The 12416-nt window shown below is 72.8% G+C and carries 12 protein-coding genes; 6 read left to right on the top strand and 6 right to left on the bottom strand.

What is annotated here, in order from left to right; genetic code table 11:
• Positions 1-365: 365 nt before the first annotated feature.
• Positions 366-1790 carry a DedA family protein gene (locus Aiant_RS34260; RefSeq protein WP_189333083.1) on the bottom strand — a complete coding sequence of 475 codons (1425 nt, stop codon included), beginning with the start codon at positions 1788-1790 and terminating at the stop codon, positions 366-368.
• Between the two features lie 110 nt (positions 1791-1900).
• On the opposite strand from Aiant_RS34260, the gene Aiant_RS34265 reads away from it, so the two are divergent.
• Entirely contained in the window at positions 1901-2653 is a 753-nt protein-coding gene (locus tag Aiant_RS34265; protein ID WP_189333084.1) for a hypothetical protein, read from the top strand.
• Here the strand turns inward: Aiant_RS34265 and Aiant_RS34270 are convergent.
• On the bottom strand, positions 2643-3812 hold the full coding sequence (locus Aiant_RS34270) for a 4-hydroxybenzoate 3-monooxygenase (RefSeq protein WP_189333085.1): 1170 nt from the start codon (positions 3810-3812) through the stop codon (positions 2643-2645). The genes Aiant_RS34265 and Aiant_RS34270 overlap by 11 nt on opposite strands.
• Before the next feature lie 40 nt (positions 3813-3852).
• Entirely contained in the window at positions 3853-4593 is a 741-nt protein-coding gene (locus Aiant_RS34275; protein WP_189333086.1) for an IclR family transcriptional regulator, read from the bottom strand.
• 76 nt (positions 4594-4669) lie between these two features.
• Between Aiant_RS34275 and pcaH the strand changes: the two genes are divergently transcribed.
• Genes pcaH through Aiant_RS34300 form a run of 5 tightly spaced genes read left to right on the top strand, consistent with a single transcriptional unit; the run spans position 4670 to position 9761 of the window.
• Complete coding sequence (gene pcaH / locus Aiant_RS34280; RefSeq protein ID WP_189333087.1) at positions 4670-5407, top strand: protocatechuate 3,4-dioxygenase subunit beta; 738 nt, start codon at positions 4670-4672, stop codon at positions 5405-5407.
• On the top strand, positions 5404-5967 hold the full coding sequence (pcaG, locus tag Aiant_RS34285) for a protocatechuate 3,4-dioxygenase subunit alpha (protein WP_189333088.1): 564 nt from the start codon (positions 5404-5406) through the stop codon (positions 5965-5967). Before pcaH ends, pcaG begins: the two co-directional genes overlap by 4 nt.
• A complete protein-coding gene (locus Aiant_RS34290; RefSeq protein ID WP_189333089.1) occupies positions 5964-7178 on the top strand; it encodes a lyase family protein in 1215 nt (404 codons plus the stop codon). Before pcaG ends, Aiant_RS34290 begins: the two co-directional genes overlap by 4 nt.
• Entirely contained in the window at positions 7172-8284 is a 1113-nt protein-coding gene (pcaDC, locus tag Aiant_RS34295; RefSeq protein WP_189333090.1) for a bifunctional 3-oxoadipate enol-lactonase/4-carboxymuconolactone decarboxylase PcaDC, read from the top strand. Before Aiant_RS34290 ends, pcaDC begins: the two co-directional genes overlap by 7 nt.
• Before the next feature lie 58 nt (positions 8285-8342).
• Positions 8343-9761 (top strand): ATP-binding protein, encoded by a 1419-nt coding sequence (locus tag Aiant_RS34300; protein WP_189333091.1) that lies wholly within the window; start codon positions 8343-8345, stop codon positions 9759-9761.
• Positions 9762-10053: 292 nt separating this feature from the next.
• Here the strand turns inward: Aiant_RS34300 and Aiant_RS34305 are convergent, their stop codons facing one another.
• Genes Aiant_RS34305 through Aiant_RS34315 form a run of 3 tightly spaced genes read right to left on the bottom strand, consistent with a single transcriptional unit; the run spans position 10054 to position 12394 of the window.
• On the bottom strand, positions 10054-11283 hold the full coding sequence (locus Aiant_RS34305) for an RNA polymerase sigma factor (protein WP_189333092.1): 1230 nt from the start codon (positions 11281-11283) through the stop codon (positions 10054-10056).
• A 33-nt stretch (positions 11284-11316) separates the two neighbouring features.
• Positions 11317-11688, bottom strand: a complete 372-nt coding sequence (locus tag Aiant_RS34310) for a YciI family protein (RefSeq protein WP_189333093.1) — start codon at positions 11686-11688, stop codon at positions 11317-11319.
• A gap of 28 nt (positions 11689-11716) precedes the next feature.
• Positions 11717-12394 carry a DUF998 domain-containing protein gene (locus Aiant_RS34315; protein WP_189333094.1) on the bottom strand — a complete coding sequence of 226 codons (678 nt, stop codon included), beginning with the start codon at positions 12392-12394 and terminating at the stop codon, positions 11717-11719.
• Positions 12395-12416 lie beyond the last annotated feature (22 nt).

Consider the following 12416-nt stretch of genomic DNA (forward strand, 5'->3'; position numbering starts at 1 on the left):
GACGGCCGGGAGTATGCGCCTGCGCTGGGGCCGGGGATCGCCGTGAGCATGAGCCTGCGCTGGGGCGCGGGTTGCCGGGAGCGCGGGCGTGGCTGGGGACTGGGTCACCCGTGGGCACGCGCCCGTGTCGGGACTGGGGCAGGCCGGGAGTATGCGCCTGCGCTGGGGCCGGGGATGGCCGTGAGCACACGCTCGGCCCGGGACTGGGGATGGCCGGGAGCACGGGCCGGGCTGGGGACTGGGTTTCGGCGTGGGCACGCGCTCACGCCGGGACTGGGACGGCCGTGGGCACGCGCCCGCGGCGGGGCCCGAGACGGCCGTGGGCACCAGTCGACCCCTCCGGCTGGTGTCCACGGTTTCCGGCATCAGACCGTGGCCGCGACCGGCTCGGGCGTCGGCGCGGTGTCGGCCGGGACGGGGTGGGCGGTGGTGCGGCCCGACCAGACGGCGGCGTTGAGGGCGGCCCAGGCGGCGCCGAGGAGGACGGCGGCGACGGTTTCGCTGAGGCGGCCCCAGCCCAGGTATACCCAGCAGCCGGCACCGGTGACGATGACCGTGGAGGCTGACGTCCAGACGGTGACCTGCCACTTCCAGGGCAGGCCGGAGGAGAGCAGCCAGGCGAGCAGGCCGAGGGCGGCGGCGGTCTGCGCGGTGGCTCCGGCGGACATGTCGGCCAGCGCGGTGGCCGCGGCGTCCAGCGGCACCGACCCGTCGTATTCCGCGGGTGACGGGAAGGCGAGGTGGTCCGCGGCGCGCCAGCCCGGGTGGGGGATGACGGCGAGCGCGGTCTCCAGCACGATCGCCGGCAGCACCGGGCCGGCCGCCTCGAACAAGCCGGCCCAGAAGCCTCGAGTGGCCGGGCGGCGGGTCCACCACCAGCGGAGCAGCGCTACCGCTACGGCCAGCGTCAGCGGCACTCTCGGGGAGAGGCTGGTGGCGGTGGAGAGGGCGAACCAGTAACCGTCCGAGGTCCACTGCGAACGGGTCCAGTCGGCGACGGCGTCGTCGGCGGCGGCCAGGCCGCTGAAGCGGACCACCGGCGGGATCACCTCGACCAGGAGTACGGCGAGCAGGGTCAGCAGGGCCAGGCTGACCGCGGCGGTGACCGCGGGATGCCGGCCGGCCACGAGGGTCGGTAACGGCGACCTGCGGCGCGGTGGGCGTACCGGGAAGGGGTGTCTGCCGAACCAGCGGCCCGCGAGAATCAGGCCGACAATGATCAGGGTGAGCGCGGTCAGCGCGCCGGCGGCGCGCCCGGCGCGGGCCGCGAGGGCCTGGTAGCCGGCACCGGCGAGGTAGCTGGCACCGACCATCCACACTGCCCAGAGCGTTGCCGACGGGGTGTGCCAGGCGGCGAAGCGGCGGTAGGGTACGCCGTTGCGGCCGGCCAGGCGCGGCATCAGCGTGCGGGCGCCGACCACCCACTGTCCGAGGAAGATCGCGCGGCCGCCGAAGCGGACGAAGAGGCGCTCCGCGCGGGCCCAGTGCTTCGCCAGTTTGCCGCCCATCGGCCGCGCGGCATCCGCGGAGGAACGCGCGGTGGCCGGGGCGGAGGCGGCGCGGAAGTAGCCGACGGTGCCGCCCAGCACGGCGGCGGCGACCGCCACCAGCAGGGCCGGGACCACGTCGACCACGCCGGCGTCGGCCAGCAGGCCCATGGCGATCAATCCGGTCGCCGACGGCAGGACCACCCCCGCGATCACGGCGGCCTCGCCCGCGACCAGGGCTGCGACCACCGCATACACCAGCACCGGCGGGAGCCCGCCGAGCCAGTCGCCGAGCCATCCCACCGATGTTCCCCCGTTCGTTGTGACGCACGTCGATTGTTGGGACTTGGGTGGGCGGAGGAAATCCGTGATGCTCCTTAGGGATCCACGGATTTCCACCTGAGGGGGCGCCCATGCATCCGCTGCTGCACCGCCTGGACGAGCTCGCCGCCCACCTGGCCACCCGGGACGACACGGTCGCGGTGCTCGGGCTGGGGTCGGCCGGCGCCCAGCGGGGACGCCTCGACGACCACTCCGACCTGGACTTCTTCCTGGTCGTCGAGGAGGGCGCGACCAGCCGTTACGCGGACGGGACGGGCTGGCTGGAGACGCCCTGCCCGGTGGTCTACAGCTTCGCGAACGAGCGGCACGGCCGGAAGGCGCTCTACGCCGACGGGATCTTCGTCGAGTACGCCGTGTTCACCGTCGCCGAGCTGCACCGGGTCGCGTTCCGTGGCGCCCGGGTGGTGTGGCGCCGGGCGGACGCCCCGCCCGGGCTCACCGAGTCGGACGTCCCGGAGCCACGCCCGCCGTTCGACACCGTGGAGTTCCACCTCAACGAGGCGCTCACCAACCTGTACGTCGGCCTGCACCGGGAGCTGCGCGGCGAGCACCTGAGCGCGGCCCGGTTCATCCAGGGGCACGCCGTCGACCGGGTGATCGCGCTGCTGCGCCTGAGTGAGGGCGAACCGCCGTACCGTGACGTCTTCGATCCCAGCCGGCGCGTCGAGCGGACCTATCCACCGCACGTCCTTCCGCTGGCGGCGATGGTCCCGGGCTACCGCGGCAACGTCGCGGCGGCCCGGGCCGTGCTGGACTGGCTCAGCGCCCGCTTCCCGATCCCGGCGCCGCTGGGCGCCCGGATCGAGGAAATGCTCAGTAGTTGATCGGCAAGCCCGCGTAGTTCTCGGCGAGACCGGTGGCGCCGGCCTCGCTGGAGGCGACCCAGCGCAACTGCGAGAGCTGCAACTCGGCGTCGAACGGGTCTCCCGAGGTGTGCAGCATCGTGGTCATCCACCAGGAGAAGTGGGTGCACCGCCAGACCCGGCGCTGTGCGGCGTCCGAGTAAGCGTCGGCGAGCCGCGCGTCGTGCTCCCGGAAGCGCGCCACCAGGGCTTTGCTGAGCAGCGCCACGTCGGCGATCGCCAGGTTCAGCCCCTTGGCGCCGGTCGGCGGGACGATGTGCGCGGCGTCGCCGGCCAGGAACAGGTTGCCGTGCCGCATCGGCGTCTGCACGTAGCTGCGCATCGGCAGCACGCTCCTGTCGGTGATCTTGCCGGGGGTGAGTTTCCAGCCGTTCTGGCCGTGGCCGAGCCGGGTGGCCAGCGCGTCCCAGATCTGGTCGTCGGACCAGGAGGCGGGGTCGGTGCCGTTGGGAACCTGCAGGTAGAGGCGGCTGACCGTGGCCGAGCGCATCGAGTGCAGGGCGAAGCCGTCCGGGTGCCAGGCGTAGATCAGCTCGTCGGTGGAGGGTGCGACGTCGGCGAGGATGCCGAACCAGGAGTAGGGGTAGACCTTCTCGAACGTCTTGGCGGCGGGCACGGCGGCGCGGGACGGGCCGAAGGAGCCGTCACAGCCGGCGATGACCGCTGCATCCAGTCTCACGGCTTGTCCGCTTTTATCGGTAAAAGTCACATGTGGCCGATCGGTGGAGACGTCGTGCAACACCACATCGCCGACCTCGTAGTGGATCTCCTGGCCGCCCGCGCGGCGGGCGGCGATCAGATCCTTCTGCACCTCCGTCTGGCCGTAGACCCACACCGACCGCCCGGTCAGGTTCACGAAGTCCAGGTGGTGCCGCTCACCCGGCCACTGCAGATAGATGCCCCGGTGCTCGTCGCCCTCGGCCCGCAGCCGGGCGCCGAGTCCGGCCGACTCGAGCAGCTCGACGCTGGAGTGCTCCAGGATGCCGGCCCGGATCCGGGCCGCGACGTACTCCTCCGAGCGGGTCTCCAGCACCACGGAGTCGACGCCGCCCTGGGCGAGCAGATGAGAGAGAAGCAGGCCCGCCGGGCCCGCGCCGATGATGGCGACCTGGGTACGCATGCCACCCACCTTCAGCGGCGAACAGCCCCCGGGCAAGACCCTATTTCCACTGGACGGAAGCCAGCGTACGCCCGATCCCGTGCGCCGCCACCTGCAACGCCGACACCATCCGGGGCAGTTGCCGGCGCAGATCCGGGACCACGATGCCGAGCGCGGCCACCACGTCGTCCCCGTTGCGCACCGGCACCGCCACCGAGCAGGCGCCCAGGCTCATCTCCTCGCCGGTGGTCGCGTAGCCCTCGGCCCGGACCCGGCGCAACTGGTCGAGCAGGCGGGCCGGCTGCGTCACGGTGTACGCCGTCACCCGGGTCAGCCGCTGCAACGCCGCCGCCAGCACGTCGTCCGGCGCGTACGCGAGCAGCACCTTGCCCACCCCGGTGGCGTGCAACGGCAGCCGTGACCCGATCTTGCTGATCACCGGCACCGAGATGTGCCCGGACAGCCGGTCGATGTACAGCACCTCCAGCTCCTCCCGGACCGCCAGGTGCACGGTGGCGAGCGTGGCGCCGTACAGGTCGTGCAGGAACGGGCTGGCCGCCGTGCGCAGCTCGCTCTGCACCGGGGCGAGCAGGCCGAGCTGCCAGATCCGGCGGCCGATCACGTACCCGCCGTCCGGTTCGCGGGTCAGCGCGCCCCACTTCTGCAGCTCGGCGACCAGCCGGTGGGTGGTGGCCAGCGGGGTGCCGGATCGCCGGGCGAGATCGCTGAGCTTGAGGCTGCGATGGTCCGCGTCGAACGCCCCGAGCAGATCCAGCGCCCGGGCGGTCACACTCTTCGCCATCGCCCTCTTTCCGTCTTTCCGCTGAGTGGAAGTCGAGTATCGCCGTAGGTGCCTCCGACCGCCTAGCGTCCAGCAGGTGATTACCCAGGCTGACATCGACCAGGAGATCGCGGCGGCGGCTCGGCAACCGGGCGGTCCGCAGCCACGGATCGACTATCCGCCGTACCGCAGCAGCATCCTGCGGCACCCCCACCAGCCCCTCCAGCTGATCGACCCGGAATCGGTCGAGCTGTGGGCGCCGGCCTTCGGGCATCGTGACGTCGCCGACGACGAGGCGGACCTGACCATCCAGCACGCCGGGACCCCGCTCGGCGAGCGCATGGTGGTGACCGGCCGGGTGCTCGACGGCGACGGCCGGCCGGTGGCGCACCAGCTGGTCGAGGTGTGGCAGGCCAACGCCGCGGGCCGGTACAGGCACCAGCGGGACCAGCACCCGGCGCCGCACGACCCGAACTTCACCGGGGTGGGGCGGTGCATCACCGACGCGGACGGGACGTACCGGTTCCAGACCATCAAGCCGGGCCCGTACCCGTGGCGCAACCACCTCAACGCGTGGCGGCCCGCGCACATCCACTTCTCGATCTTCGGGACCGATTTCACCCAGCGGCTGGTGACCCAGATGTACTTCCCGGGCGACCCGCTGTTCGCGTACGACCCGATCTACCAGTCGATCACCGACCCGAAGTCGCGGGACCTGCTGGTCGCCCAGTACGACCACGACCTGACCACCCCGGAGTGGAACACCGGATACCGTTGGGACATCGTGCTCACCGGCAGCCACCGCACTCCGCTCGAGACCGAGGACAACGCATGAGCGCGGTTCCCGGCCAGACGGTCGGTCCCTTCTTCCACCTGGGTCTCGAGTACCCGCAGATGAACGAGCTGGTGCCGCCGGCGCACCCGCGGGCGGTACGGCTGCACGGCCGGGTCACCGACGGAGCCGGCGACCCGGTGCCGGACGCGGTGATCGAGATCTGGCAGGCCGACCCGCACGGGCACGTCGTGCGGCAGCCCGGGTCGCTGCGGCGCGACGGGTGGACCTTCACCGGCTGGGGGCGGGCCGCGACCGACCCGGACGGGAACTACCAGTTCGCCACGGTGGAGCCGGGACCGACCGAGCCGGGCCGGGCCCCGTTCATCGCGGTGACCGTCTTCGCCCGCGGGCTGCTGGACCGGCTGTTCACCCGGGCCTACCTGCCGGACGACGCGGCCGCCCTCGCGGCGGACCCGCTGCTGGCGGCGGTCGACGCCGAGCGGCGTCAGACGCTGATCGCCCGCCGGGTGGATCAGGGGCTGGTCTTCGACATCCGGTTGCAGGGCGCGGGCGAGACGGTGTTCCTGACCTATCCGCGACTGCGGGACGCCTGGGCGTGAGCGACCTGCTCTGGCCCGGCGACCACCGAGCCGGTGACCTGTTCACCGACGCGGCCGTGGTGGCGGCCATGGTCCGCGTCGAGTCGGCGTGGCTCGCCACCCTGGTCGACCTGGGCATCGCCTCGATCGAGCTGCCGGACCTGACCCCGCTGGCCGGGCCGGAGGACCTCGCGCACCTGGCGGAGGCCGCGGAGTCCGGCGGCAACCCGCTGATCCCGCTGCTGAACCGGCTCAAGTGCCGGCTCCGTGGCCGCAACACCGCCGCGGCCGGCTGGCTGCACAAGGGTTTGACCAGCCAGGACGTCGTCGACACGGCGATCGTGCTGTGCCTGCGGGACGCGATTGCCCGGATCCGCGGCGATCTGCTCGTCCAGGTCGGCGCGCTGTCCCGGCTCGCCGACGAGCACCGGGAGACCCGGATGGCCGGTCGTACGCTGACCCAGCACGCCATCCCGATCACGTTCGGGCTGAAGGCGGCCGGCTGGCTGACCGGGGTGCTGGACGCCCGGGAGCAGCTCGCCGCCGCCGGGCGGCTGCCGATCCAGATCGGCGGGGCAGCCGGCAGCCTGGCCGCGCCGACCGCGCTCACCGGCGATCCGGGCCGGGCCCGGGACCTGGTCGCGGCCACCGCCGAGCGGCTCGGCCTGCCCGCCCGGGAGCCGTGGCACACCAGCCGCGCCCCGCTGACCCGGGTCGCCGACGCGTTCGTGACCTGCACCGACGCCTGGGGCAAGATCGCCAACGACGTGCTGGTCGGCGCCCGTCCGGAGGTGCACGAGCTGATCGAGGGGGCGGCCGAGGGCAAGGGCGGCTCGTCGGCCATGCCGAACAAGCAGAACCCGGTGCACGCCGTCCTGATCAAACGGGCCGCCCTCGCCGGCCCGCCGCTGGCGGCCCTGGTGCACGCCGGCGCGGCGGCCGCGGTCGACGAGCGTCCGGACGGCGGCTGGCACGTCGAGTGGGCCACCCTGCGCACCCTGGCCCGGCGGACGGTGGTGGCCGGGTCGCAGACCGCGGAGCTGCTCACCGCTCTGCGGGTGGACAGCGGAAAGATGCTGGCCACGCTGCACGCGGCCCGCCCGGAGATCGACGCCGAACAGCAGTCCGTCACGCCGGGCGTGTCGCCGGACCAGCCCTACCTCGGCGCCACCGACGAGATCATCGACGCGGTCCTGGCCCGGGCACACACCCTGAAAGGATCCGCGTGCTGACCGCGACCGTCTTCACCGACGCTCCCGACCGCCCCCTGCTCCTGCTCGGCTCGTCGGTCGGCACCTCGGCCGAGAGCCTCTGGGCCCGCTGCGCCGAGCGTCTCTACGGCCGCTACCACGTGGTCGGCTTCGACCTGCCCGGCCACGGCCGCAGCGCCCCGGCCACCGGCCCGTTCACGATCGCGGACCTGGCCCGCGCGGTCCTGGACCTCGCCGACGACCTGCGACCGGGCGAGAGCTTCCGCTACGCCGGCGACTCGATCGGCGGCGCCATCGGCCTGCAACTCATGCTCGACGCCCCGGAACGGGTCACCGCCGCCGCCGTTCTCTGCACCGGCGCCAAGATCGGCGAGGCGGCGGCCTGGCACGAGCGCGCCGCGCTGGTCCGGGCCAAGGGCACCGAGGCGGTCGTCCCCGGCTCGATCGACCGCTGGTTCGCCCCCGGATTCCCGGAAGCCGACCGCGAGCCGCTGCTCGACGCGCTGCGCGCGACCGACGACGAGAGCTACGCCCGATGCTGCGAGGCCCTCGCCGGATTCGACGTCCGCGACCGGCTCGCCGAGATCGCCACCCCGCTGCTGGCGGTCGCCGGCGGCCAGGACCGACCCACCCCCGCCGACGGCCTCCGGCTGATCGCCGGCACTGTGCTCCACGGCCGTCTCGTCGTCCTCGACCAGGTGGCGCACCTGGCCCCGGCCGAGTCCCCGGAGGTGGTCGCGTTCCTCCTCGACCAGCACTTCGAGGAGTCGCGCGCGGCCGGCATCACGGTCCGCCGCGAGGTCCTCGGCCCCGCACACGTCGACCGAGCGACCGCCGCCACCACCGCGTTCACCCGAGATTTCCAGGACCTCATCACCCGCTACGCCTGGGGCGAGATCTGGACCCGCCCCGGCCTGGACCGCCGCAGCCGCTCGATGGTCACCCTCACCGCCCTGGTCGCCCTCGGCCACCACGAGGAGCTCGCCATGCACGTCCGGGCCGCCCGCACCAACGGCCTCACGGCGGACGAGATCAAGGAAGTCCTCCTGCAAACCGCCATCTACTGCGGCGTCCCCGCCGCCAACACGGCCTTCCGCATCGCCCAGCAGGTCCTCGCCGATTACTAGCGCTGGCGATACTATTGCCGCCGATAGTATCTCCAGCGCTAGTAACAGCGGGGTAAGCATGGTCGCTTTCGTCGGGCGGGACCGCGAACTGGGCATCCTGGACGCGTTGCTCACCGAGGTGCGGTCCGCGGGCCGCGACGCCAAGCCGGGGCAGTGCCTGCTGATCCGTGGCCGTCGCCGGATCGGCAAGTCCAGTCTGGTCGAGGCGTTCGTCGATCGTGCCGGTGTCCCGGCGGTCTTCTTCACCGCGGCCGGTGCCTCGGAGGCCATCGAGCTGGAGGCGTTCACCGAGGCGGTCGCCGACTCGGTGCTGCCGGACCGGGAGATCTTCGCCGAGGCGCGACCGGGAAATTGGAGCGCCGCCCTGCGTCAGCTGGCCGGGGTGCTGCCGGACGATCAGCCCAGCGTCGTGGTGATCGACGAGGTGCCGTATCTGATGGAGAAGGTGGACGCCTTCGAGGGCATCCTGCAGCGGGCGTGGGACCGGGAGCTGAGCCGGAAACCGGTGCTTCTGGTGCTGGTCGGCTCCGATCTGTCGATGATGGAGGCGCTCGGCTCCTACGGCCGCCCGTTCCACCAGCGTGGCCGGGAGATGGTGCTCGGGCCGCTGAACCCCGCCGAGGTCGGCACGATGCTCGGCCTCGAGCCGGCGGCGGCGTTCGACGCCACGCTGGTCACCGGTGGCCTGCCGCTGGTCTGTGCCGCCTGGCGGCCGGGGGCCGACCTCTGGGAGTTCCTCGCCGCCGAGCTGGCCAACCCGGTGTCGCCGCTGCTGGTCTCGGCGGAGCGGTCGTTGGCGGCGGAGTTCCCCGAGCAGGCGACGGCCGGGGATGTTCTCCGCGCCATCGGCAGTGGCGAGCGGACGTTCACCAACATTGCCCGGGCGGCCGGCAACATCGCGCACACCACGCTGACCCGGGCCGCCGAGATCCTGGTCCGCAAGCGCATCGTCGCCGCCGAGACCCCGGTCGCGACCACCCCGTCCAAGGAGCGGCGCTACCGGGTCACCGATCCTTACCTGCGGTTCTGGCTGACGTTCGTGCGGCCCTACCTGCCGGAGATCGAGCGGCTCCGTGGCGACCTGGTGCTGCAGCGGGTGCGGACCGGCTGGACCGCCTGGCGTGGCCGGGCCATCGAGCCGCTGCTGCGCGACTCCCTGGCCCGGCTGCTCCCCGACGACCGGTTGCCGTCAGCGCCGGTGATCGGGTCCTACTGGACCAGGTCGAACAACGTGGAGATCGACGTGGTCGGCGCGGATCGCGCGCCGGTGGCCCGCGAGTTGCTCTTCATGGGATCTGTCAAGTGGCTGGAGCGGTCGCCGTTCGACGAGCACGACCTGCTCGCCCTCCAGCGGCACCGCGCCGCGGTGACCGACGACCCGATCCCGCTGCTCGCGATCAGCCGCAGCGGCGTGCAGGCCACCGGTTTGCATGCGACTTACGGCCCGGCCGAGTTGCTGACCGCTTGGAGCCGCTGACCACTCGCGGTCCGCTTCCTTGTCGATCCGCCGTTTTCCGGTACGACTGGCAGCCCCGTGGCAGTCGGCTCGCGAGGACCGGCCCCCGCACGACCGCGGCGCGGCTCGTGCGGGTCCGCTGATCCGTGAGGTCCGCCCGGGTGTTGATCAGCCCTGACCACCCGCGGGCCCGCACGACACGCGTGGCGGTCCGCCAGTGGCCGCGGCCTGGCGAGCCGACTGCCACGGGGCTACCAGTCGTACCGGAAAATGGCGGATCGGAAGGGAAGCGGACCGTGAGCGGTCAGGCGGGTCAGGTGAGTTCGGCGGCCCGGGACTCGAAGATGGCCCGCTCGCGAGCGTTCCGCGTGATGGCGGCCGCGGCCCGGAACTCCGCCCGGGCCTCCGCGGCGCGGCCGAGCCTCGCCAGCAGGTCGCCGCGGACGGCCGGGAGCAACGCGTAGTTCGGCATCTCCAGCGTGTCGGTCAGGGCGAGCCCGCGGGCCGGGCCGTAGGCGTGCCCCACCGCCACCGCCCGGTTCAACTCCACCACCGGCGACGGCGCCACGTAGGCCAGCACCTCGTACAGCGCCGCGATCCGCTCCCAGTCGGTGTCCTCCGGCCGGAGCGCCTTGGCATGGCAGGCCGCGATCGACGCCTGCAGCACATACGGCCCGAAGGTGCCCTCGGCCCGGGCCAGCGCGGCCAGCCCGCGCCGGATCAGCAGCCGGTCCCAGCGTCGCCGGTCCTGATCCTGCAACAGCACCGGCGACCCGTCCGCGGTGGTCCGGGCCGCTGTCCGGGAGGCCTGGAGCTCCATCAGCGCGACCAGGCCGTGCACCTCGGGCTCCGTCGGTGCGAGGCCGGCCAGGACCCGCCCGAGGCGCAGTGCCTCCATGCAGAGCGCCGGCCGCATCCAGTCGTCGCCGGTGGTCGCCGCGTACCCCTCGTTGAAGATCAGGTAGATGACCTCGAGAACCGAGGCCAGCCGTTCCGCCGCCTCGGCCGGTGGCGGCAGCTCGAACGGCACCCGGTTCTCGGCCAGCGTCCGTTTGGCCCGGGTGATCCGCTTGCCGACGGTCGGTTCGGGCACCAGGTAGGCCCGCGCGATCTCCTCGGTGGTGAGCCCGCCCAGCAGCCGCAGGGTGAGCGCCACCCGCGACTCGGTGGAGAGGGCCGGATGGCAGGTGGTGAAGATCAACCGCAGGAGGTCGTCACCGACGTAGTCGTCCATCTCCGCGGCGAGGTCGGGATCGGCCGCCTGCGGTGTCGTCCGGCCGATCTCGGCGAGTTTCTCCTGATACCGCCCCTGCCGGCGGAGCAGGTCGATGGCCCGGTGCTTGGCGGTGGCCATCAGCCAGGAGGCCGGGTGCTCGGGCACCCCGTCGGCCGGCCACCGCTCCAGTGCGATGACCACCGTGTCCTGGGCCAACTCCTCGGCCAGCCCGACGTCCCGGACGATCCGGGCCAGCGCGGCGACGATCCGGGCCGACTCCATCCGCCAGACCGTCTCCACCACACTACGAGGATCGATGACCGCCATGGTCACCGATCCTCGCACCAGCGGGCGCCGTGCTCAGGCAGGCGGGCCGAAGTCGTCCGGCCCGAAAACCTTGAGGACCTCGGCGTCGCCCTCCCAGCCCGGCCACAGGTCCCGGTGCAGGACGAGGAACCGGGACGCCCACTCGACCGCCTCCTGTTTGGATCGCACCTCGTAGAGCGCGTAGCTGATGGTCTCCTTCGCCTCGGCGAACGGGCCGTCGGTCACGCTCAGCTGCCCGCCGGCGAGCGACACCCGGGCGCCGGCCGCGCTCGGGGCGAGACCCGCGGTGTCCAGCAGCGCTCCGGCGGCGGTGGCGTCGGCGCCGAGTTTCATGATCGCCTCCATCAGGGCCGGCGGCGGCGGGGCCGGGGGCGGAACGGCCTTGAGCATGATCAGGTATCGCATGGTCGATTCCCTTCGAGGAGGACGCTGCTCAGACAGCCGAGCGGGAGAAGTGGACGCAGACGGTCGCGAGCCAGGCCCAGACGAGCAGCACCGCGGCGACGAAGGCCGGGGTGACCGGGCCGTGCGAGCCGCTGGCGATCCCGGCGAACGCGGCCAGGAACACGATGCCGGTCACCCGGGAGAACCAGGCCAGCGCCGCTCGGCCGGTCCGCGCGAACCGGGAGCCGAGCACCAGGCACGCCGCGATCAGGCAGAGGAAGCCGATCCCGCCGGCGACGAAGTGCAGCATGCCGTGGCCGCTCACGGTGGTGATCTCCGGTGTTCCGACCGGGAAACCCGATGCCGGGTCGGCGGTGAAGATCCCGGCGCCGAGCATGCTCACCCCGTACACGGTAATCAACCGGGGCGCCCATCGGTGTCCCCGTCCGGTGGTCATGGCCCGGCGCAGCCCGGCGGCCGCGGCGATGGTCATCAGGCCGGTGAGGAGGAAGTTGGTGATCTGGATCCAGCCGAGGCTGCCGTTCTCCAGCAGGCTCCACGCGTGCTTGTCCAGCCGGAAACCGTCCCGGGTCAGAGCCTGCGCCAGGCTCACCGTGACGTAGAACGGTCCGGCGATGACGCCGTAACCGAGCAGCGAGCGGGTGATCCGGGTGGCCGGCGAGCACTGCCGGCCGATGCTGTCCGAGGTGATGGTCTGCGTGGTCATCGGGTTCTCCCTGGTTCGTGGT

The organism is Actinoplanes ianthinogenes (assembly GCF_018324205.1).
GTDB lineage: Bacteria > Actinomycetota > Actinomycetes > Mycobacteriales > Micromonosporaceae > Actinoplanes > Actinoplanes ianthinogenes.

What these genes read in the sequence shown, in the direction of transcription:
- Aiant_RS34265 (WP_189333084.1), top strand. Translation starts at nt 1,901, where the DNA reads ATGCATCCGCTGCTGCACCGCCTGGACGAGCTCGCCGCCCACCTGGCC.
- Aiant_RS34310 (WP_189333093.1), bottom strand. Translation starts at nt 11,688, where the DNA reads ATGCGATACCTGATCATGCTCAAGGCCGTTCCGCCCCCGGCCCCGCCG.
- Aiant_RS34275 (WP_189333086.1), bottom strand. Translation starts at nt 4,593, where the DNA reads ATGGCGAAGAGTGTGACCGCCCGGGCGCTGGATCTGCTCGGGGCGTTC.
- Aiant_RS34270 (WP_189333085.1), bottom strand. Translation starts at nt 3,812, where the DNA reads ATGCGTACCCAGGTCGCCATCATCGGCGCGGGCCCGGCGGGCCTGCTT.
- Aiant_RS34305 (WP_189333092.1), bottom strand. Translation starts at nt 11,283, where the DNA reads ATGGCGGTCATCGATCCTCGTAGTGTGGTGGAGACGGTCTGGCGGATG.
- Aiant_RS34300 (WP_189333091.1), top strand. Translation starts at nt 8,343, where the DNA reads ATGGTCGCTTTCGTCGGGCGGGACCGCGAACTGGGCATCCTGGACGCG.
- Aiant_RS34315 (WP_189333094.1), bottom strand. Translation starts at nt 12,394, where the DNA reads ATGACCACGCAGACCATCACCTCGGACAGCATCGGCCGGCAGTGCTCG.
- pcaG (WP_189333088.1), top strand. Translation starts at nt 5,404, where the DNA reads ATGAGCGCGGTTCCCGGCCAGACGGTCGGTCCCTTCTTCCACCTGGGT.